The sequence below is a fragment of the Pseudoclavibacter sp. VKM Ac-2867 genome (genome assembly GCF_015351275.1).
Lineage (GTDB): Bacteria > Actinomycetota > Actinomycetes > Actinomycetales > Microbacteriaceae > Pseudoclavibacter.
Genome location: NZ_JADKSL010000029.1, coordinates 1 through 20,297 on the forward strand (window position 1 = coordinate 1; position 20,297 = coordinate 20,297).

Annotated in this window: 16 protein-coding genes and 2 tRNA genes; 9 read left to right on the plus strand and 9 right to left on the minus strand. The window is 69.1% G+C overall.

The window, feature by feature from the left end; translation table 11 throughout:
- Window positions 1–61 precede the first annotated feature (61 nt).
- The 3 genes from ITJ67_RS18385 to ITJ67_RS18395 are packed head-to-tail and all read right to left on the minus strand — an operon-like array spanning window position 62 to window position 3,290.
- Window positions 62–1,630: a tripartite tricarboxylate transporter permease gene (locus ITJ67_RS18385; protein WP_194678573.1), complete on the minus strand. Its 1,569-nt coding sequence runs from the start codon at window positions 1,628–1,630 to the stop codon at window positions 62–64.
- Window positions 1,618–2,298: a tripartite tricarboxylate transporter TctB family protein gene (locus tag ITJ67_RS18390; protein WP_194678574.1), complete on the minus strand. Its 681-nt coding sequence runs from the start codon at window positions 2,296–2,298 to the stop codon at window positions 1,618–1,620. Before ITJ67_RS18390 ends, ITJ67_RS18385 begins: the two co-directional genes overlap by 13 nt.
- The gene (locus ITJ67_RS18395; RefSeq protein ID WP_194678575.1) at window positions 2,295–3,290 is read right to left on the minus strand and encodes a Bug family tripartite tricarboxylate transporter substrate binding protein; all 996 of its coding nucleotides are present in this window, start codon (window positions 3,288–3,290) and stop codon (window positions 2,295–2,297) included. The genes ITJ67_RS18390 and ITJ67_RS18395 overlap by 4 nt, the downstream gene beginning before the upstream one ends.
- A 158-nt stretch (window positions 3,291–3,448) precedes the next feature.
- On the opposite strand from ITJ67_RS18395, the gene ITJ67_RS18400 reads away from it, so the two are divergent.
- Both ITJ67_RS18400 and ITJ67_RS18405 read left to right on the plus strand, forming a co-directional pair.
- A complete protein-coding gene (locus ITJ67_RS18400; protein ID WP_194678576.1) occupies window positions 3,449–4,798 on the plus strand; it encodes an ATP-binding protein in 1,350 nt (449 codons plus the stop codon).
- Entirely contained in the window at window positions 4,795–5,538 is a 744-nt protein-coding gene (locus tag ITJ67_RS18405; RefSeq protein ID WP_160074973.1) for a response regulator, read from the plus strand. The genes ITJ67_RS18400 and ITJ67_RS18405 overlap by 4 nt, the downstream gene beginning before the upstream one ends.
- 10 nt (window positions 5,539–5,548) lie before the next feature.
- Here the strand turns inward: ITJ67_RS18405 and ITJ67_RS18410 are convergent, their stop codons facing one another.
- Entirely contained in the window at window positions 5,549–6,988 is a 1,440-nt protein-coding gene (locus ITJ67_RS18410; protein WP_194678578.1) for a hypothetical protein, read from the minus strand.
- 115 nt (window positions 6,989–7,103) lie between these two features.
- Here ITJ67_RS18410 and ITJ67_RS18415 point away from each other — a divergent pair, with 115 nt between their 5' ends.
- From ITJ67_RS18415 to ITJ67_RS18425, 3 genes are all read left to right on the plus strand, one after another.
- Window positions 7,104–8,294: a M24 family metallopeptidase gene (locus ITJ67_RS18415; protein WP_194678579.1), complete on the plus strand. Its 1,191-nt coding sequence runs from the start codon at window positions 7,104–7,106 to the stop codon at window positions 8,292–8,294.
- Entirely contained in the window at window positions 8,291–9,535 is a 1,245-nt protein-coding gene (locus ITJ67_RS18420; protein WP_194678581.1) for a M20 family metallopeptidase, read from the plus strand. Before ITJ67_RS18415 ends, ITJ67_RS18420 begins: the two co-directional genes overlap by 4 nt.
- A 64-nt stretch (window positions 9,536–9,599) precedes the next feature.
- Window positions 9,600–11,039 (plus strand): MFS transporter, encoded by a 1,440-nt coding sequence (locus ITJ67_RS18425; protein WP_104306295.1) that lies wholly within the window; start codon window positions 9,600–9,602, stop codon window positions 11,037–11,039.
- Window positions 11,040–11,119: 80 nt separating this feature from the next.
- Here ITJ67_RS18425 and ITJ67_RS18430 read toward each other — a convergent pair whose 3' ends face one another.
- Both ITJ67_RS18430 and ITJ67_RS18435 read right to left on the minus strand, forming a co-directional pair.
- Window positions 11,120–11,605 carry an SRPBCC family protein gene (locus tag ITJ67_RS18430; RefSeq protein WP_194678583.1) on the minus strand — a complete coding sequence of 162 codons (486 nt, stop codon included), beginning with the start codon at window positions 11,603–11,605 and terminating at the stop codon, window positions 11,120–11,122.
- A 17-nt stretch (window positions 11,606–11,622) separates the two neighbouring features.
- On the minus strand, window positions 11,623–12,000 hold the full coding sequence (locus ITJ67_RS18435; RefSeq protein WP_194678603.1) for an ArsR/SmtB family transcription factor: 378 nt from the start codon (window positions 11,998–12,000) through the stop codon (window positions 11,623–11,625).
- A 71-nt stretch (window positions 12,001–12,071) separates the two neighbouring features.
- Between ITJ67_RS18435 and ITJ67_RS18440 the strand changes: the two genes are divergently transcribed.
- A complete protein-coding gene (locus ITJ67_RS18440; RefSeq protein WP_194678604.1) occupies window positions 12,072–15,137 on the plus strand; it encodes a DEAD/DEAH box helicase in 3,066 nt (1,021 codons plus the stop codon).
- A 62-nt stretch (window positions 15,138–15,199) separates the two neighbouring features.
- Here ITJ67_RS18440 and ITJ67_RS18445 read toward each other — a convergent pair.
- Window positions 15,200–15,273: transfer RNA gene (locus tag ITJ67_RS18445), tRNA-Gly, on the minus strand.
- A gap of 142 nt (window positions 15,274–15,415) precedes the next feature.
- On the opposite strand from ITJ67_RS18445, the gene ITJ67_RS18450 reads away from it, so the two are divergent.
- Together ITJ67_RS18450 and ITJ67_RS18455 are read left to right on the plus strand one after the other, a co-directional pair.
- Window positions 15,416–15,492 (plus strand) — tRNA-Pro (locus ITJ67_RS18450).
- Window positions 15,493–15,728: 236 nt separating this feature from the next.
- Window positions 15,729–17,357 (plus strand): Mur ligase family protein, encoded by a 1,629-nt coding sequence (locus ITJ67_RS18455; protein WP_194678606.1) that lies wholly within the window; start codon window positions 15,729–15,731, stop codon window positions 17,355–17,357.
- Window positions 17,358–17,407: 50 nt separating this feature from the next.
- Here ITJ67_RS18455 and ITJ67_RS18460 read toward each other — a convergent pair whose 3' ends face one another.
- Both ITJ67_RS18460 and ITJ67_RS18465 read right to left on the minus strand, forming a co-directional pair.
- A complete protein-coding gene (locus tag ITJ67_RS18460) occupies window positions 17,408–18,832 on the minus strand; it encodes a DUF2252 domain-containing protein (protein WP_194678608.1) in 1,425 nt (474 codons plus the stop codon).
- A gap of 104 nt (window positions 18,833–18,936) precedes the next feature.
- Window positions 18,937–19,386, minus strand: coding sequence for a GNAT family N-acetyltransferase (locus ITJ67_RS18465; protein WP_160074991.1), 450 nt, complete (start codon window positions 19,384–19,386; stop codon window positions 18,937–18,939).
- Between the two features lie 111 nt (window positions 19,387–19,497).
- Here ITJ67_RS18465 and ITJ67_RS18470 point away from each other — a divergent pair, with 111 nt between their 5' ends.
- The gene (locus ITJ67_RS18470; protein ID WP_160074993.1) at window positions 19,498–20,160 is read left to right on the plus strand and encodes a DUF6891 domain-containing protein; all 663 of its coding nucleotides are present in this window, start codon (window positions 19,498–19,500) and stop codon (window positions 20,158–20,160) included.
- Window positions 20,161–20,297: the final 137 nt, after the last annotated feature.

A 20,297-nucleotide genomic window follows, 5' to 3' on the forward strand; every position in this document is an offset into this window, starting at 1 on the left:
CGGGTGGGGCGCTCTCGCGCATCCACCCGCCCGTCGCGGCGTGTCTTCCGACGCAGCCCGCCTACTTCGCGTCCTCGCGCTCTGCGGCCTGCACGGCGACGGCCTCCGTCTTCGCTTTCAGGATCAGCTTCTCGCGGGTGCGGGTGCGCAGGTGCTGGACGGCGCTGATGACGATCGCCCCCACCATGAGCACGTAGATGGCGATCGTGATGGGCGAGTCGACCAGGATGCCGAGGTCGCCCTCGCTGACGGCGAGCGCTCGCCGCAGCTCGGTCTCCGCGAGGGGTCCCAGGATGGCCGCGATGAGCACGGGTGCGAGCGGGATCGCGTACCGGCGCATCACGAACCCGAAGACGCCGATGGCGATCGCCAGCCACAGGTCGACGGCCGAGGAGGCGATCGCGTACACACCCAGCATCGCGAAGCCCGTGATCCCCGCGTACAGGTAGTGGCGCGGAATGAGCAGCAGCTTCGCCCACACTGCCGCGAACGGCAGGTTGATGATGAGCAGGATGAGGAGGCCGACGAAGAGGCTCGCGAGCAGTGGCCAGACGAGGTCGCCGCTGCGCTCGAAGAGCAGCGGTCCCGGCTGCATCCCGTACTGCTGGAATGCGGCGAGCATCATGGCCGCAGTCGCCGACGTCGGGAGCCCGAGCGCGAGGAGCGCGCCCATCGCTGTGCCTGCCGTCGCGTTGCCGGCGGCTTCCGGCGCGGCGACACCCTGGATGGAGCCGCGCGTGCCGAAGTCGGGGTCGTTGCGGCGCTTCGCGAGCCGCTTCTCCGTGCCGTAGGCGAGGAACGTCGGAACCTCGGACCCGCCGACGGGGATCGCACCGAACGGCACACCGTAGGCCGTGCCGCGCAGCCACGCAGGCAGTGCCTGCTTGAACTCGCGCAGGTTGAGGTACGGCGAGCCGGACGCGGGGATCTTCGTGAGCCCGCCCTCGCGGTGGATGCGGCTGGCGACGTGCAGGACCTCGCCGATCGCGAGCAGTCCGACGGTCACGACGATGATCGAGATGCCATCGAAGAACTGCGGCAGCTCCATCGTGAAGCGGGCAGCGCCAGACGGGCCGTCGACGCCGACCAGGGCGATCGCGAGGCCGATGCCGAGCGCGATGAGGCCGCGGATCACGGAGTCTGCGACGACCGAGGAGATCGCGACGAACGCGAACGCCGCGAGCGCGAAGTACTCGGCGGGGCCGAACTGGGTGGCGAGCTGGACGAGGAACGGCGAGAAGAACACGACGAGTGCCGTCGCGATGGTGCCGCCGATGAAGGCGCCGATCGCCGACGTGCCGAGTGCCTTGGCGGCCCGGCCGTCCTTCGCCATCCTGTGCCCCTCGAACGTGGTGGCGATGGCCGAGGAGTTGCCAGGGGTGTTGAGGAGGATGCCCGACGTCGAGTCGCCGAAGAGCCCACCGAAGTAGATGCTCGCGAACATGATGAACGCGCCGGTCGGGTCGAGGCTGAACGTGACGGGCAGGAGGAGGGCGACGGCCATCGCGGAGCCGAGGCCGGGCAGGACGCCGACGGCGGTGCCGAGCACGGCGCCGATGAGGAGCCACAGCAGGTTGATGGGGGTGAGGGCGACTGTGAAGCCCTCGAGGAGGTGGGTCAGCTGATCCATGGGAGGACTCCGCTCAGGATTCCGGACGGCAGCGTGAGGCCGAGGCCCGCCGAGAACGACAGCTGCACAAGTGACGAGAAGAGGAACGCGACTCCGATGTCGAAGAGGTGACGCTTGCTGCCGAGGGCGTACGCGACGACCCAGAACAGCACGGCGGCGGTGATGATCCAGCCGAGCGGTTCGAGCAGCAGCGCTGTTCCCGCGAGTGCGGCGAAGACGATGCCGAGCGTCTTCCAGTCGGTGCCCGTGCGCTTCTTGCGCTCTTCGCCCGCCGCGGCCGTGACCACTCGGATCTCGGACGTCGTGTCGATCTGCCCGATGTCCTCGAGCAGCTCGGGCGACATCTCCAGCATCTGCCCGGCCTCGTCCTCGTCGTCGCGGGCCGGCTTGCGGATGACCGTGATCGCGAGCGCGATGGAGACGATGAAGAGGAGGATGACGACGATCGTCGGGAAGAACTGCGGGCCGGGGACTCCGGCCGTCGCCGGTACATCCATGGTGGCCGTGCCGATCGCGAAGACGCAGGCCAAGACGAAGACGAAGGCGGCGACGCCGAGCTCGCTGCGGCCGTGCCACCACGAGCGGCCCTCAGTCGAGATGCTGCCCGTTCCGGGCCCGTCCGTCTCACGCGGGCTCTGCGCCTCGCGTGGATTCTGCAGCGTACTCATAGTCCGAGCTCCTTCACGAGTGCGGTGACCTGATCTGTCTCACCGACGAGGAAGTCCTCGAAATCGGTGCCGGGCTGGAAGCTGTCCGTCCAGTTGTTCCGGTCCAGCGCTTCCGCCCATTCGGGGCTGTTCTCGAGCTCGGTGACGATGTCGATGAGCTCGTCGCGAGTCGCGTCGTCGATGCCGGGAGGGGCGACCACTCCGCGCCAGTTGACCATCGCGACGTCGACGCCCTCCTGCTTGAAGGTGGGGATGTCGATGCCGTCGACGGGCTCCGGAGCCGAGATGGCGAGCGCCTTGAGGGTGCCCGCTTCGATCTGGTCCCTGAACTCGTTGTAGCCGGACAGGCCCGCCGCCGTGGTGCTGGACAGGAGCGAGGAGAGCACCTCGCCGCCGCCCGAGTAGGCGACGTAGTTGACGTCCTTGGGGTCGACGCCGATCGACTTGCCCAGCATTCCGCTGAGCAGGTGGTCGATGCCGCCGAGCGAGCCGCCGGCGATCGAGTGCTTGCCCGGGTCCGCCTTCATGCCCTCGACGAACTCCTCGAGGGTGTTGTACGGCGATGAGGCCGGCACCACGAGCGCGTTGTAGTCGTCGGCGAGGCGCGCGATGGGCACGGTGTCTGCGAGTGACTCCCCCGTGTTCGAGAGGACCGTCGCGCCGACCATGACGCCGCCCGTCACCATGAGCAGGTCGTCGCGACCCTGCATCTGCAGGAGCTGGCTGAGGCCGATCGTTCCACCAGCGCCTGGCACGTTCACGACCTGGGCGTTGTTGACGATGCCGTTCGCCCGCATCGCCTGCTGCGCCTCGCGTGCGAAGGCATCCCAGCCGCCGCCTGGGGCGGCCGGTGCCATGATCGTGAGCTTGCTCCTGGCCGAGGCTCCGGCACCCGCACTGCTCGCATCCACGACCGCGAAGCCGAGGACGGCAACCGTGATGATCGCGAAGAGAGAGGTGAGCAGCTTGTTCGGGAGTCTTGTTCTACTCAATGGAGTATTCCTTCCGTTGGCAACGACTCTGTCGCCGCGCTGGTCTGCGCTTCTGTCTACGATTGCACCGGCGGTGACCGTCGGCGGGTTCTGGCCTTTGTGGTCTTTGTGGACACGCGGGCCCGTCGCCGAGAGTCGGGACACGAGGGGGTGCAGGGATGGACAGAGCACGAATCGGCGGCCTGACGGCGCTGCGCGGACCGCGCGTGATCACACTCGTCGCCGTGCAGTTCTCCATCGTGGCGATCTGCATGCTCACGACGCTGCTCGTCGCCCTCCAGGTGCAGCACACCTCGATCCGCGAGGAGACCGGGGAGCGCGCGCTCGACGTCGCCATGAGCCTCGCCGAGCTGCCTGCCGTCGTCGAGGCGGTCGGGTCCCCGGATGCCGGTGCGACGCTGCAGCCACTGGCGGACCTCGTCTCCGAGTCGGCAGGAGTCGACTACGTCGTCATCACCGACGATGCGGGCATCCGCATCACGCACCCCGTGCCGGAGCGGCGGGGTGAACTCGTCTCCACCGACCCCAGCATCGCGCTGGGCGGGGAGACCTTCGTCGGCACCGAGGTCGGCACGGTCGGCCCCACCCTGCGCGCGAAGGTGCCGGTCTGGCGCGACGGCGTCGTCGTCGGCACCGCCTCGGTCGGCATCCTCGAATCTTCCATCTCGGCGCAGCTCGAGGAACGCATCTGGCAGGTCGTCCCCTGGGTTGTCGGCGCAGGCCTGTTCGGTCTCGCCTGCGCCGCGGGAGTCTCCCTCCTCCTCGGCCGCCGGTTCGACCAGCTCACCGTCGCGGCGCAGGAGTTCGAGACGCAGCGCCGTCTGGCGTCCGCGCTGCGCGAGCAGACGCACGAGTTCTCCAACCGCCTGCATGTGCTGTTCGGCCTCATCGAGGTCGACGAGCGCGAGGAGGCGCTCGACTACATCCGCACGCTCACGCCCGTCGATTCGCTCGCCGCGGCGCCCGATCTCGAGGAGACGCTCGCAGATGCCCCGGTGCGTGTCCGCGCCATCCTGGCCGCCGCGAGCGCGCGCCTCTGCGAGCACGGCGGGCACCTGCAGGCCGACGTCGAGATCGAGGACCGCACGGGAACGGGGCTCGCCTTCGGCGACGATGCCGCCACGGTGCTCAGCAACCTCGTCCGCAACGCCGTCGACGCCGTCGAGACACAGGGCGAGCACGGGGTCGTCCGCGTCGCCATCGAGGAGGAGGGTGATGGACTCCGGATCCAGGTCGACGACAGCGGGCCGGGCATCGCTCCAGAGCTGCGCGACCGGATCACGGAGGCTGGCTTCTCGACGAAGACCACCGAGACGAGGGACGGCCTCGAGATCCCTCGCGGCGTCGGCCTCGGGCTCGTGCGCCGCCTCGCCGAGGCGCACGGCGGTGCGCTCGTCATCGCGGACAGCGAGCTCGGCGGGGCCCGCTTCGTCGCGACGCTTCCGAACGCGAGCACGCGGGCTGACGCGGATTCGGAAGCGGCGAGCACTGGGAGGATGGACCAGTGACCACGATCCGCACCCTCATCGTCGACGACGAGACCGCCGTCAGGCGCCTGCACGAGCGGATGCTCGCGGGCGTCGACGGCTTCGAGGTCGTCGCGGTGGCGGGAACCGGAGAGGAAGCCCTCGAGGTCGCCGCGAGCACGGACATCGACCTCGTGCTGCTCGACGTGCACCTGCCCGACTTCAGCGGCGTCGAGGTGCTGCGTCGCCTGCGCCACCTCCTCGGGGACTCGTTCGACGCCATCATCATCTCCTCGGCCAACGACCGGCTCTCTGTCGCTCAGCTCGCGACGGCGAGCATCTCGGACTACCTCGTGAAGCCGTTCTCGAAGGCGAACTTCGAGGCGCGCCTCGCCAACTACCGCGACACCCGCACCGTCGCTCCGCCCCGGGCGTCCACGCCGGCCCAGACCTCGCCGCTGCGACAGCAGGACATCGACGGGATGCTCGCTCGCCGTGCGGGCGCGCAGACGACGGGCGGCGACCGGCAGGGAGCGCAGGCACAACCACCTGGCCGCAGCCGCCCGCTCCCGAAGGGGCTGTCGGAGCCGACCATCAAGCTCGTCGCGTCGCAGCTGCATCCCGAGTGGCAATCCGCGCTCGAGGTCGCCGAGCGCTGCGGCCTCTCTCGGGTCACGGCCCGTCGCTACCTCGACCACCTCTGTGCGCGAGGACTCGCCCAGCTGGAGCCGGTCTACGGCAAGCGCGGGCGCCCCGAGCTGCGGTATCGCCGGCAGGACTGAGCGCAGCGAGTCAGGGCGTCGGAGTCGGCGACGGCGCTGCCCCGTCGAAGCTGATGCTCCAGGTGGTCTCCTCCTCGTACGGCTCGATGCGGATGATCGTCGGGCCGGCCTCGAACGGCCGCGTGAGCGACGTCACCTCGCTGATGTTCTCGTACCAGCCGTCCGCGCCGAACGTGTCGATCGTGACGCTCTGGTCGGGCTCGAACGTGAAGGTCGCGTCGCCCCCGGCACCGTCGTAGAGGAGCACTTCCTGGCCCGTCCCCGAGTACTCGGCGTCGAACGAGGGGAGCGTGTCGACGGAGACGAGCGTCACGGTCCACTCCCCTTCCGCTTCGATGTCGATGGCCCGGAACTCGTCGTCCATCCAGTCGTTGATGACGGCGAGGCCCGAGTAGTCGGAGTAGGCGCTGATCGAGGAGCTGCCCATCTGCTCGCCCTCGGCGTCGACGTCGTAGATGCGCAGCTGCTCGCCCTCGAACTCGACCTGCAGCAGGCCGATGTCGTCGGCGCCATCGGGCAGGACGACGTCGAACCGCGCGTTGCCGGTGCCGGAGACGCTTGCCGTTCCGTTGAGGTCGAGGGTGCCGGTGCCGCCGGACAGCTCGGTCACGGCGCCCCGGATCGAGCCGCCGGTCGACCCGATCAGCTGGATCACGAGCGCGATGACGGTCAGGAGGAGGGTGATGACCCCGACGGCCCGCCGCCCGCCGCCCGCGCGGAGGAGGCCGATGCTCGAGATGAGCGAGACCACGACGAGCACCCAGGCGATGAACGAGATCCCCGAGATCGCGAACGTGAGGGCCAGGATCGCGGCGATGAGCCCGAACCAGGCGCCCCCGCCCTTCTTCTTCGCGGTGCCCGTCGCCCCGCCTCCGGCCGTCGAGGCGGATGCGGCGGCCGGGGCTCCTGGGATCTGGCTCGGTGGTGCGGATGCGAGGTCGCCGAGGCGCTTGGCGATGCTCCCCGACCCGCCAGCCGAGGCCGCCCGCTGCACGTCGCGAGCTCGGTTCGCGAGGAGGGAGCTGCTGTCGGTGGCGACACGCTGCAGCAGATCCTGCCGGTCCAGCTGCCCGTCGGCCGACTGCGTGAGCTCCTCGCTGCTTCCCGCGCCCGGGACGACGAATCCCGGCGTCTGGGAGGCGGCATCGCGCCTGATGGCCTCATCGAGCTCTTCGAGCGTGCGCGGCGGGTCGGGCAGCCCAGGCGGGGTGTCGAAGCTCTGCGTGTGCTCCTGCGGAGCCGCGTAGGGATCCTCGGCCGCCTCCTCGGCGTCGCGCTCCGCCTCGCGCCGCTCGTCCTCCAGCCGCTGCTCGTCGCCCCTGCTGTCCTGCGCCGCCCACTTCGAGACGAAGTCGGGTGCGCGGTAGCCGGATGGGGCCTGGTAGTCGCGCTGCGAGTAGTCGACCTCGCCGTCCTTCTCAGGATCTTCTGGTGTCGAGTTGTCTGGCACGTGAGCTCCTCGGGGCGACGGACGGGGCAGTGATCGCGCATCCATTGAACTACATGCACTCGACCGGCTCCGCGAGCGAGTAGATTCTCGGGACCGCCGCAACAGAGGGAGCGAGATGTCGCAGCCAGCAGACTTCAGCCGCGAGGAGTTCGACGTGAGGCTCGCGAACACTCGGGTTCGCATGAGCGACGCCGGCCTCGACGCGCTGCTCGTCACCGACCCCGCGAACCTCTACTACCTGACGGGCTACAACGCCTGGTCGTTCTACATGCCGCAGTTCCTCTACGTGCCGGCCGAGGGTGATCTCCTCCTCGTCATGCGGGCGATGGATGCGCATGGCGCGCACCACACCACCTGGCTGCCGAGCGAGCAGGTCGCCGGCTACCCCGAGAGCCTCGTGCACCGGGCGGAGGTGCACCCCATGGACTGGGCGGCGACCGAGCTGCGGGAGCGGGGCCAGGCAGATCGGCGTATGCGGGTCGGCTACGAGTCAGAGGCGCACTTCTTCTCGGTTCGCTCGTTCCTGACGTTGCAGCGCCGCCTTCCCGAGTGGGACCTCGTCGACAGCGGGGAGCTGGTCAACTGGGTGCGTCTCGTGAAGTCGGAGGCGGAGATCTCCCTCATGCGGACCGCGGCCGCCGTGAGCTCGAACGCGATGGCGGTCGGTATCAACGCGCTGCGCGGCGGCAGACGACAGAGCGACGTCGCCGCTGAGATCCAGGCGGCGCAGGCCGCGGGAGTCGGGGTGTCTGAGGGCGACTACCCGTCGATCGTGCCGATGATGCTGGCCGGGGAGGGGGCGGATACGCCGCACCTCACGTGGTCGAGCGCGGAGATCGTCGCCGGGGAGGCGGTCTCCCTCGAGCTCGCTGGCGCGCACCGCCGCTATCACGCTCCGCTCGCGCGAACCGTGAGCCTCGGCACCCCGAGCGCGGAGCTGCAGCGGGTGGCGGCGACGACCCTCGACGGGTTCGAGGCGGCCCTCGAGCTGCTCCGCCCAGGCCAGACTCCGGATGCCGCCGTCGCGGCCTGGGACGCCCAGCTCGCGAAGCAGGGGCTCAGCAAGGCCTCCCGACTCGGCTACTCGATCGGCATCGGCTACCCACCCGACTGGGGCGAGCATACGGTCAGCATCCGCTCTGGCGAGGAGACCGTGCTCAAGCCCAACATGACGTTCCACCTCATGGCCGGCATGTGGATGACGGGCTTCGGCTTCGAGGTCTCCGAGTCGATCCGCATCACCGAGACGGGCGTCGAGGTCCTCACCCGCGCTCCCCGCGAGCTCATCGTGAAGGGAGTTGCATGAGCGGGGTGAGCCAGACGGAGGCATCGGCGCTCTCGCGGCTCGACCTGGAGAGCATCGTCGCCGACACGGCGGAGCTGATCAGGGCACGCGGCGAGAACCCTGGCGAGACGGAAGCGGCGACCGTCGAGGTCCTCACGTCGCTGTGCGAGCGGGCCGGCGCTCAGGTCACGCTCACCGAGGTCGCCCCGGGGCGACACAACCTGCTCGCCGAGCTGGGCGGTGGCGACGGACCAGCGCTCCTCTTCCTCGGGCACAGCGATGTCGTCCCAGCGGGCGTCGGCTGGCTCGGCGACCCCTTCGAGCCGCGTCTCATCGATGGCATGCTCATCGGCCGCGGCGCCGTCGACATGAAGGGCGGTCTCGCGGCGGTCGTCGCGGCGATGTCGGCGGTGCACGCCGAGCGACCCGAGGTCCGCCTCGCGCTCCTCTGCACGGTCGATGAGGAGGACACTGCGACCGGCGCCCTCCGCTACATCGCCGACGCTCCGACCGCCGTCGCGGTGAGCGACGACGAGGAGATCGCGCCATACTCGGCGTGCATCGTCGCCGAGCCCACGGGCCTCGATACCGTCGTCGCCTGCCGAGGAGCCACGAACTTCATCATCACGCTGCGCGGTGCGGCGGCGCATGCCGGCAACCCGGCCGACGGGGCCAGCGCCATCGCCGCGGCCGCCATCGCGGTGCAGGCCATCGAGGACGACGCCAGGCGCATCGCGCAGCAGAGCGCCGCCATCCCCGGCCTCATCGGCACCGGCAGCTGGAACGTCGGCATGATCGCCGGCGGGCACGGCACGTCGATCGTCGCCGAGGAGTGCACGCTCTACGTCGATCGACGCGTGCTCCCCGACGAGGAACCGGAACGCATCCTCGAGGACGTACTCACGCGCATCCGCGCAGCCATCGCCGGGAGCGGGATGCTCAACAGCGAGCGCATCACCGTCACGGGCCACCTCGACATGGCCATGCCGGGGTTCCTGACGCCACCCGACTCCGTGGTGCCGGCCGCAGCGGTGCAGGCCGTCAGCGACGCCGGCGGCTCCTCGAGCATCGGCGGGTGGAGCGCGGCCTGCGAGGGCGGCTTCATCGCCCGTCACCACGAGATCCCCGTCGTCATCCTCGGGCCGGGCGACGTGAAGTCGCAGGCGCACCAGCCGGAGGAGCGCGTCCGGACCGACGAGCTCCTCGTCGCCGCGCGCGCATACGCGTTGATAGCGCTTCGTCTCGCGGAGGCTTCCCGGTAACACCCAGGTCCGCGCGCTGTGCTTGGACATCACCCGTGTGGAAAATTCAGCAAGGAGCACCCCCATGTCCTCTGATCAGTCCAGCAGAGGTGGCCCCGGTGCCACCCTTGCACCCCTGACCCGCGAGATCGACCTCACACCAATCCAACGCAAGACGGCGCGGAGGTCGGTTGCCGGTTCCGCGATCGGCAACGCCATCGAGTGGTTCGACTACGGCATCTACGGCTACCTCGCAATCTACGTGTCGCAGCTGTTCTTCACGTTCAGCGACGACCAGGGTGGTGCGCTCGCCCTCATCCTGACCTTCGCGACCTTCGCCGTCTCGTTCCTCGTGCGCCCCCTCGGCGGCATCGTGCTCGGCCCGCTCGGCGACCGCATCGGCCGCCAGAAGGTGCTGGTCTTCACGATCATAATGATCAGCCTCTCGACGGCGGCGATCGGCCTCCTCCCGTCGTTCGACTCGATCGGCTTCGCAGCGCCCATCCTGCTCATCCTGCTCCGCATGCTGCAGGGCTTCTCCGCCGGCGGCGAGTACGCCGGCGCGGCGATCTTCATGTCGGAGCACGCGCCTGATGACAAGCGCGGCTTCTTCGGCTCGTTCCTCGAGTTCGGCACGCTCGCCGGTGCAAGCGCCGCCGCCATCCTGTGCACCACGCTCGCCTTCATCGTCGGCGACGACGGGATGCTCGAGGGCTGGTGGCGCCTGCCGTTCCTGCTCACGCTCCCCCTCGGCCTCGTCGCCCTGTGGATGCGCCGCCACCTGAGCGAGTCCGAGACGTTCGTCGATGACGCCCAGGAGCCCGGCGAGAAGCAGACCGCCATCGGCGCGCTCGTGTCGCTCCTGAAGAACTACCCGATGCAGGTGCTGAAGCTCTTCGGCTTCGTGATCCTCATCAACGTCGCCTTCTACCTCGTGCTGACCTACATGCCGACGTACCTCTCGACGACCCTCGACCAGAGCACCGCCGAATCGACGTTCTCGCTCGTGGTCATCCAGCTCCTCATGATGGCCGTGATCGTGCCGTTCGGGGCCCTCTCCGACCGCATCGGCCGAAAACCGCAGCTCATCGCCGCGAGCATCGGCTTCACCGTCTTCTCCGTGCCGGCGGTCATGCTCATCCAGACCGGATCGCTCATCGCGCAGATCGCGGGCCTCGGCATCCTCGGACTGTTCCTCGTCATGATCATCTCGACCATCTCGTCGACGCTGCCCGCGCTGTTCCCGACCGCGGTGCGCTACTCGGGCTTCGCGATCGGCTACAACATCTCGACGGCGATCTTCGGCGGAACCGCGGCTTCGGCCAACACCTGGCTCATCGACCAGACCGGCAACGTCCTCATCCCGGGGTTCTACCTCGCGGGTGCCGGACTCATCGGTCTCATCTCGGTGCTGACCTTCAAGGAGACCGCCGGGCGCTCGCTGCGCGGCAACGTCATCCCCGGCAGTGACGACGCGGAACGCGTCGCCGCCGGCGAGCACCTCGTCGGCAAGGTCAACAAGTAGGCAGAGTCCGATCCGAAACCCACGCGGCGCTCGTCGCGGCCTCCCGCCGCGACGAGCGCCGCTGTGCTGAGCACGACGATTCAGCCAGCGAGGACGGCGTCGATCTGTCCCATGGCCTCCGTCATGCCCTCGGCCATGCCCATCTCGATGACGCTGTCGAAGTCTGCCGGAGACGCGAAGACGGAGACGGTGGTCATGCGAGTGAGGTCGCCGGCAGCCTCGATCGTGACGGTGCAGCGCGTGACGGGCAGGTCGAGGTTCCGCGAGCCGTCGTCGTGCGCGAACCCGTTGTCGAACGACAGCGTGTGGTGCGGTTCGATGCTGACGAACTCCCACCACTCCCCCGCCGTCGTGCCGTCCGGTCCCGTCATGTGCGACACGACCCTGCCACCAGGCGCGAACTCGAACGAGTCGACTGTGGACGGCCAGGTCGGCGGGCCCCACCAGCGCTCGAGCTGGCGGGGGTCCTCCCACAGCTGCCAGACGCGCTCCGGGGTCGCGGCGTGCTCGGTGACGACGGTCAGCGTGCGCTGATCCGCGTCCTTCTGCGTTGAGATGACGGGCATGATGCTCTCTCCTTCGTTCACCGCTCGCCAGCGTCGGCGCGCGGGGGTGGTGGTGCGCTCTCGTCGTCGTCGGCGAGGAGCGCGTCGATGCGGGACGCTCGGTCGCGCCAGAGCCGCTCGTAGGATTCGAGGAGCCGCGTCGCCTGGGCGATCGTCGCCCGGTCGGCACGAACCAGCTGCTCCCTGCCTCGCCGCCGCTTCACCGTGAGGCCTGCGCTCGTGAGCACGCCGACGTGCTTCTGCACGGCCGCGAAGCTCATCGCGTAGGCCTCGGCGAGGGCGGTCACAGACTGCTCCTCGCGCAGCACGCGCGTGAGGATGTCGCGCCTCGTCGTATCCGCCAGGGCCTGGAAGATGCGGCTGACGTCGTCCTGACTGAGCTGTTGTGTAACCATTTGGTTGTACGTTACGCCGCACGGAGCGCCGAGGCAAGACCGGTGGGGGTGGTGGTTCGTAGACTGCACCGGTGACCAATCCGAGCGAGAGTCCCACGCAGGCGTCCTGGCGCAGCGCACTCGGGCGACTCCTCGAGCAGCCTGCCGCCCCGGTGGAGAGCAACGCCTCCGAACGCGTCGTGCCGCTTGCCCTGCAGTTCGAAGTGCGTGAGCTCATCCCGCGCACCATGTACCGCTGGAACGGACCCACATCACGCCGCGCGTTCACGGGCGACGACGGTGCGGCAACGGCGCTCGACGAGCTCCGGCTCGGGGCACGACCCGTCATGCAAGGGGTTCGTGGCAAGTGGGTGAAAGGCGATCTCACCTGGGCGAAGCTGCAGCACCTGCGCGGGCGTCGAGACCTCGACCCGCGGCACCAGGCGTGGTTCGCGCAGTTCTTCGCGGTGCACCGAGCCGCGCGCCCGCCAGAACCAGGCCAGGACAGCGAATGGCTCTTCCTCGACGAGGCGCAGAGCCCTGTGATCTGGACGATGCTCCAGGAGGCCATCAGCCTGGACATCACCTTCGTCGGCACGGGCAAGCGCGCCAGCATCACGCTCGAAGCCGGCTCGAGCCTCACGCTCGACGCCAAGCGGACCCCGAGCGGATTGACGGTGGCGCCGCTCCTCACCATCGGGGATGCGCCCGCCGACTTCGAGACGACCCGACCGGTCGGCGACCACGGCTTCTACACCTTCGACGCCGACGAGCCCGACCGCATCCGCCTCGCGAAGAGCGACACGAGGCTCTCCCGCCAGCAGCTGACCCTCCTCGATCCCGGACGCGCCCGCAGGACCGAGTTCACGGTACCGAGCGACGACGCCGACGAATTCGAACGCTCACACCTACCAGAGCTCGCGGCGCACCTGCGGCTGGGCAGCGCAGACTCGTCGGTCCGCATCCCTGAGCCGACACCTCCCGAGCTCATCCTCACCACGACGTTCGGCCCCCGGCACAGCATCGAGCTGCGCTGGAGGTGGGCCAACCCGCGGTCCCTCGCCGCGCCGCCCGCACTCTCGAGCGTGCTGGAGGAAGGCATGCTCCCACGCGACTGGATGCCGGACGACGTCGACTCCCCCGCAGCCCTGCCCGCTCGGGTCACCCTCTCGCAGATCGAGGCAGCACGCTTCGCCGCAGAGACTCTGCCGCTGCTGGAACGACTCCCGGGCATCCGCATCGAGACCGTCGGCACGCCGCCCGCCTACCGGGAGCTCCGCGGAGCCCCGAACCTGACCGTCACGACCGTGCCCACCGAGCGGCACGACTGGTTCGACCTCGGGGTCACCGTCACCGTCGACGGCAAGGTGATCCCCTTCACGAAGCTCTTCAAGGCCCTCGCGCTCGGGAAGCCGAGACTGCTGCTCATCGACGGCAGCTACCTCTCCCTCAAGCACCCGGCGTTCGAGCCGCTGCGCGAACTCATCAGCGAAGCGCAGGGCCTGAACGAATGGGAGCCGAACCGTCTGCAGATCAGTCGAAGGCACGCCAGCCTCTGGTCCGACTTCGAAGACCTCGCCGACGAGGCCGAGCCAGCCGTCGAATGGCGCGAGCTGCTTCGTGAGCTGCGGGAGGACGCCCCCTCGCCCATCGAACCTCCCCGGGGCCTCCACGCAGCGCTGCGCCCGTACCAGCAGGAGGGCCTCAACTGGCTCGCGTTCCTCTGGCGGAACAAGCTCGGCGGCATCCTCGCCGACGACATGGGCCTCGGGAAGACCTTGCAGACCCTCGCCCTGGTGCAGCACGCACGCGAGCAGGCTGCCGATGGGCGCGAGCCGGCGCCGCTGCTGGTCGTCGCACCGACCTCGGTCGTCTCGAACTGGATGTCGGAGGCCGCCAGGTTCACCCCCGAGCTCACGACGCGCATCATCGACGCGACCCAGGCCAGCTCAGGGCGCCGCGTCGCGGACGTCGCCGACGGAGCGAGCATCGTCGTCACGAGCTACGCCCTCTTCCGGCTCGATTTCGAGGCCTACCGCGGCGTCGCCGAAGACACCGGATGGTCGGGACTCGTCCTCGACGAGGCCCAGTTCGTGAAGAACGCGAGCTCGCTCGTGAGCGAATGCGCGAGGGAGCTCGAGGTGCCGTTCAAGCTCGCCATAACGGGCACGCCCCTCGAGAACTCGCTGACCGAGCTGCACGCGCTCCTCGCGATCACCGCCCCTGGCCTGTTCCCCTCGGCGAGGCGATTCGGGGAAGAGTACGTGCGCACGATCGAAGGCAAGCGGCACGGCGTGAGCGATGGTGTCGGTGCCGGACTGAGCGAGCCCGCGAGCGCCGAGGTGCGAGCCAAGCGGCTCGCGAGACTGCGAGCGCGCATCCGCCCCTTCCTGCTCAGACGCACGAAGGAGCGTGTCGCACCCGAGCTGCCGGAGAAGCAGGAGCAGACGCTCTTCATCGAACTCAGCGAGGAGCACCGCGAGCTCTACGACCTCTACCTGCAACGCGAGCGCCAGAAGCTCTTCGGACTGCTCGAGGACCTCGACAAGAACCGGTTCATCGTGTTCCGCTCACTCACACTGCTGCGGCTCCTGGCGCTCGACCCCGCGCTCATCCAGGCGGGCCTTGACGGCATGCCGCCGGGCACAGTGCCCTCCAGCAAGCTGGACGCACTGCTGGAACACCTGACGGATGTCGCCGCCGAGGGGCACCGGGCGCTGGTCTTCAGCCAGTTCACCTCGTACCTCAAGCTCGTCGCCAAGCGCCTCGACGCCGAGGGAATCCCCTACGTGTACCTGGACGGCGCCACGACGAAGCGGGCAGAGGTCATCGCCTCGTTCAAGGAGGGAACGGCCCCCGTGTTCCTCATCAGCCTCAAGGCGGGCGGGTTCGGCCTCAACCTGACGGAGGCCGACTACGTGTTCCTGCTCGACCCGTGGTGGAACCCGGCGAGCGAAGAGCAGGCCATCGACCGCACGCACCGCATCGGGCAGGAGCGTCGCGTCATGGTCTACCGGATGATCGCGGAGGGCACGATCGAGGAGAAGGTCATGGCGCTCAAGGATCGCAAGTCGAAGCTCTTCAACGCTGTCATCGATGAAGACGAACTGTTCAGCACCGAGCTCTCGGCCGAGGACATCAGGGAGCTGCTGCAGTAGCCGAGGGGGCGTGGAAGCACGAAGCCCGGCCGAGCCATCTCTGGCTTGACCGGGCTTTTCTCTGGAGGGGCTGACGAGAATCGAACTCGCATCATCTGTTTGGAAGACAGAGGCTTTACCACTAAGCTACAGCCCCGAATCGGGACGAAGAGAATGCTACCCCATCTCGGCGAGGTCCGTGAACTCCACCCTCCACCAGCGAGTCGCGGCCGTGGATGTGGTCCGCGTGGCCCCGTGAGTCCGGTAGCATTGCCTCCGGTTCGCCGCGCGATCGGCACCGGGGTGTAGCTCAGCTTGGTAGAGCGCCCGCTTTGGGAGCGGGAAGTCGCAGGTTCGAATCCTGTCACCCCGACCAGCATCCTCCTGCAGCATCGACCCAGACAAGGCCCCCTCTCGAGGGGGTCTTTTTTCGTTGGCTCATGCGCCACGCATAGACGACTCACATGTTCGTCATGTGACCCGCATATGCGGCGTCGTTATCTTCTTGTTATCTGCACGTTGGCGTGACTGAGGTCCTTCGCACCGGCGTCGGCCGAGGCGTTGCAGTGAAGGCCACCCGCGGCGCCCCAGCGCCCTCCGAGAGGAACACCATTGCAGTCAGATCTCGCACGCCCCAACAGCCCGCACGCTGTTCCCCTTGCCACGATCGCGGCTGCGACCGGCGGGATCACCTCCCCCGCGAGCGACGCCATCACGGTGACCGGGGTCTCGAGCGACTCCCGCCGCATCCGCCCAGGTGACCTCTACGTCGCGATTCCCGGGGCACGGATGCACGGCGCAGACTTCCTGCCAGCGGTCGTTCGGGCCGGTGCGGTCGCCGTGCTCTCCGACAAGGCCGGCGCAGCCAAGGCAGCCGAGTTCGACCTGCCCGCCATCGTCGTCGAGAACCCGCGCGTGGTCATGAGCGTCGCCGCGTCGACCGTCTTCGGCACCGGGATCGCCACACCACAGCTCTTCGCGGTGACCGGCACCAACGGCAAGACGACCACGAGCTACCTCCTGCACGCGCTCTTCCTCTCGCTCGGCATCAAGGCCGGACTCTCGGGAACCGTCGAGCGCATCGTGGGCGACGCGCGGCTCGATACCCGCCTCTCCGGTCGGCTCACGACGCCCGAGTCCGACTACCTGCACGGCCTCGTCGCTCGGATGACCGAGGACGACGTGCAGGCGGCCGCGATCGAGGTCTCCTCGCACGGCCTCGACGGTGGACGGGTCGACGGCCTGCCCTTCGAGAGCGCGATCTTCACGAACCTCTCGCAGGACCACCTCGATGTCTACGGCACGCTGGAGAACTATTTCGCGTCGAAGCTGGTGCTCTTCACTCCGAGGCACGCGAAGCGCGGCGTCATCGCGATCGAGGACGAGTGGGGCCGCCGCGCGGCGGCCGAGTCGCTGATCCCCGTCGTGACGGTCGCACGAGACACGGCGGAGGGCGCAGACGACGCCGACTGGGTGCTGCACATCGACGCCGAGGGCCTCGAACGCACCGACTTCACCCTGCGGGGCCCGAACGGCGAGGAGCTCACCTCCAGCATCGGCCTCCCCGGCGCCTTCACGGCGCTCGACCTCGCGCTCGCGATCGTCTCCGTCATCGGCACCGGACTCGCGTCGCTCGAGCAGATTCGCGAGGCACTGAGCGCCACTGACGGGCTCCACCCCGTTGTGCCGGGTCGCCTCGACCTCGTCTCCGGCGAGTCGGAGCTGCGCGTCTACGTCGACTACGGACACACGGCAGCGTCCTTCCGCGCGGTACTGCGCGCCCTCCGCCCCTTCACCCCCGGCCGGCTCTTCATGATCTTCGGCGCCGACGGCGACCGAGACAAGGGAAAGCGCCCGGAGATGGCGCGCGCCGCGAGCGAGGAGTCGGACGTCGTCATCGTCACCGACTACAACCCGCGAACGGAAGACCCCGACAGCATCCGCCGCACCCTCGTCGCGACGATCCGCGCCGAGTTCCCCGAGCGTGAGCTCTACGAGATCGCCGACTCAGCCACCGGTATCGACCACGCGGTCGCGCTGGCCGAGGTCGGAGACCTGATCTTCGTCGGCGGGCACGGGCACCGGGCCGATGTCGAGGTCGACGGCCGCATCGTGCCGTACTCGGCGCGAGAGGCCGCCGTGGCCGCGCTCCGCGAGCACGGCTGGCTCGCGCCGGAGCCGCCGAGCGCCTTCGACTCAGCGGATGCGGCCACCGACGCACAGCAGCGCCGCGCCTCCTAGCACCCCGGACCGGCGGTCGGAGAAGCGAGGCGATGCCGCGCACGCGACCCTCAGCGGTCGGAGACCGCCTCGAGCTCCCCGCGGTCTCTGGCCGCGAGGAGCTCCGCGTAGTCGAGCGCGGACTGCTCGGCGTAGCCGATCGCCCACTCGGCCATCGCGCCGTCGAACGAGCCGCTCTTGCCGAGGTACCCGGCGATCATCGGCGCGATGGGGCTCTGCGCGTGGGCGCGTGCGAGGAGCGTGCCGCACGCCTCTCCGTACTTCGAGAACTCCGAGGGCGTGAGCTGGTCGAGGTCGACCGAGCCCTTCATGTCCCTGAACTGCCGCACGTAGAAGTCCCTTGGGACGCCGTCCTCATCTTCGAAGCGCAGGTAGCCGAGGAACGGATCGGAGACCGCCTGAAGGATGCGCTGGCAGCTCACCACCCGGTACCCCTCTCCGAGTTCGTCGTACTCGCGGCGCGATCGCGCCTGGAGGAGCCTCCTCGGGTCGACGTGACCGTAGGCCTCGAGCACCGACGGCGGCGCCTCCTTGACCTGCAGCACGAGCGCCTCCCCGCCTGGCCCCGTCAGGATCAGGATGAAGCACCGGGTGCCGACGCTCCCGACCCCGACAGCCCGCCGCGCGACGTCCGTGAGCGTGAAGTTGCCGAGCAGGAACGCCACGTCGGTGCCGACCGTCGCACGGTACCGCTCGAAGAGCTCCTCGACGCGCGCCTCGGCTTCGGGTGAGATGTGCGTCATCACGGGCGGGTTCTCGACGATGAGCCTGGTGCCGTCGGCCGCACGCTCCGTGAGCTTGTCGACGAACTTCTGCGACGTGCGCTTCCTGGCGCTCTTCGTCGCCTTCGCGAGCACGTCCTGTGCCTCCGTCCTGAACGAGGGATGCGCCACGTCGGTGTCGAGCCGCAGGTAGTAGCGGTCGAGGACCGAGTGGCCGACCATCTCGCGCATCCCCTCCCGGTAGGCGGCCGCGGCCCTCCTCGCCGCCTTCCTCGTCTGCTCCTCGGTGAGTCCGAGGTCTCGGGCACCGACGACCACGCTCGCCACGAGCCGCTTCAGATCCCACTCCCACGGCGCAGACGCGGCTTCATCGAAGTCGTTGAGGTCGAACACGAGCGTGCGCTGCGGCGAGGCGAAAAGCCCGAAGTTGCTGAGGTGCGCGTCGCCGCACGCCACCACCTGGATGCCGGTGCTCGCCCCCTGTGACAGGTCGTGCGCCATGATCGCGGCGGTGCCGCGATAGAACGTGAACGGGCTGTCGAGCATCCGCCCCATGCGCAGCGCCACGAGCTCTGGCAGTCTCGCGTCATTCTGCTCGGCGAGGATCGCCCGGGGGTCGCGCTCGCCCGGGACGAAGATGGCGTGCTCGACGTGCGGCTGCGTCTTGCGAAGCGCCTTGCCTGCAGCGTAGAGCTCGTCACGAGTCGGCCGGGGCGCGCGATCGCGCTGCAGACGGCTGAGGTGTGTCGGCATGAGGGGCCTTCCTCGTCGAAGTGTCGAGCTCCGGCTCGATGAGGCTCAGTCTCTCGCGATTCGGTGAACGCCGAGAGACGCCGTCGCGACCCAGCGTTGAGAGGTCACGACACGATGTCGTAGGTCACCCATGCCGTCTGCTTCGCGACCGAGTCGTAGAGGCGCCGAGCCGTCGCGTTGTCCTCCGCCGTGATCCAGCGCACGACGCTGAGGCCAGCATCCTTGGCGTACTCGCCGAGGTGCAGCAGGAGGGCCCGGCCCGCGCCGCCGCCGCGGACCGCCGGGGAGGTGAAGAGGTCGTCGAGGTACAGCCCCGTGGTGGCGGAGAGCGGTCGAGCGAAGCGACGCACATGCGCGATGCCGCCCAGGTGCCCCTCCGCATCGACCGCGACGAACCCGTGCGACTCGTGGGCCTCGTCGCTCAGCCACGACCAGACGGTGTCGATCTTGGCCTCGTCGGCGGGAACCCCGTAGAACGCTCGGTAGCCGCGATAGAGCTCCCGCCATTCCGGCTCGTCCGACGCAGTGACAGGGCGCACATTCCATTCAGTCATACGCCAAGTCTCGCCCCAGCCCGCCGGAAAGCGCCCGCAGACTCGGCGGGAAGGCGACCCTGAACAGCTCACGGTTGGACGTTCCACCCGTGGAGACGTAGAGTCTCCGCCGTGGATCTGTTCAAGTACCTCCGCCCAGCCTCGAGCACCCCCCAGGCCGAGCACCAGCCGCACGGCGTTCACAACGCGCGGGAAACCCTCCGCGCTCGGACCGTCGAACTCATCCGACCCGGCTTCGTCTCCCTCGACGAGGCCCTCGAGACCGCTGGCTCGTTCGCCGAGGACGAGGCGCTGCCCGTCCGTCCCGATGAGATCGAGCGGATCGTCACCGCCACCTGGGACGACCTCGCCGACTGCCAGCGCGACTGGGCCAGCGAAGGCGACTACGAGAAGCTCCGAGCCGCGTTCGCCGACCTCGAGCAGGCCGGCGTCGTCGCGCGCATGAACTTCGCCTGCTGCCAGAACTGCGGGCACGCCGAGATCGAGGCCGAGAGGACCATCGGCAAGCACGTCGGCTACGTCTTCTTCCACCAGCAGGACGCGGAGCGCCTCGCAGGCGACGACGCGGAGCTGCTCCTCGCGTTCGGCACGTTCGCGGCCAGCGCCTCGCAGACAACGGAAGAGCGCGCGGAGGCGGAGCACCAGCTCGGACGCCTCGTGGCCACGACCATGCGCAGCAACGGCCTCGCGGTCGAGTGGGACGGGCAGACGTCGTCTCGCATCGCCGTCTCGATCAGCCACTGGCGCAAGCGCCTCCCGTTCGTCAGCGCCTGAGCGCGTCTCGGGCCCGACTGCCCGGCTGATCTGGCCGGTCAGTCCTCCCCCGCTCCCGCTTTCGCCTCCCCATTCTTGTCCGGAGAACGGCATCCTCGCGGCTCGCTCGCTAGGCTGACGCCCAGACAACCCCGGGG

Bases quoted from the DNA above. Each gene is read 5' to 3' on its own strand.
- ITJ67_RS18460 (WP_194678608.1), bottom strand. From the start codon at position 18,832: ATGCCGACACACCTCAGCCGTCTGCAGCGCGATCGCGCGCCCCGGCCG.
- ITJ67_RS18430 (WP_194678583.1), bottom strand. From the start codon at position 11,605: ATGCCCGTCATCTCAACGCAGAAGGACGCGGATCAGCGCACGCTGACC.
- ITJ67_RS18435 (WP_194678603.1), bottom strand. From the start codon at position 12,000: ATGGTTACACAACAGCTCAGTCAGGACGACGTCAGCCGCATCTTCCAG.
- ITJ67_RS18390 (WP_194678574.1), bottom strand. From the start codon at position 2,298: ATGAGTACGCTGCAGAATCCACGCGAGGCGCAGAGCCCGCGTGAGACG.
- ITJ67_RS18465 (WP_160074991.1), bottom strand. From the start codon at position 19,386: ATGACTGAATGGAATGTGCGCCCTGTCACTGCGTCGGACGAGCCGGAA.
- ITJ67_RS18415 (WP_194678579.1), top strand. From the start codon at position 7,104: ATGTCGCAGCCAGCAGACTTCAGCCGCGAGGAGTTCGACGTGAGGCTC.
- ITJ67_RS18425 (WP_104306295.1), top strand. From the start codon at position 9,600: ATGTCCTCTGATCAGTCCAGCAGAGGTGGCCCCGGTGCCACCCTTGCA.
- ITJ67_RS18385 (WP_194678573.1), bottom strand. From the start codon at position 1,630: ATGGATCAGCTGACCCACCTCCTCGAGGGCTTCACAGTCGCCCTCACC.
- ITJ67_RS18420 (WP_194678581.1), top strand. From the start codon at position 8,291: ATGAGCGGGGTGAGCCAGACGGAGGCATCGGCGCTCTCGCGGCTCGAC.
- ITJ67_RS18400 (WP_194678576.1), top strand. From the start codon at position 3,449: ATGGACAGAGCACGAATCGGCGGCCTGACGGCGCTGCGCGGACCGCGC.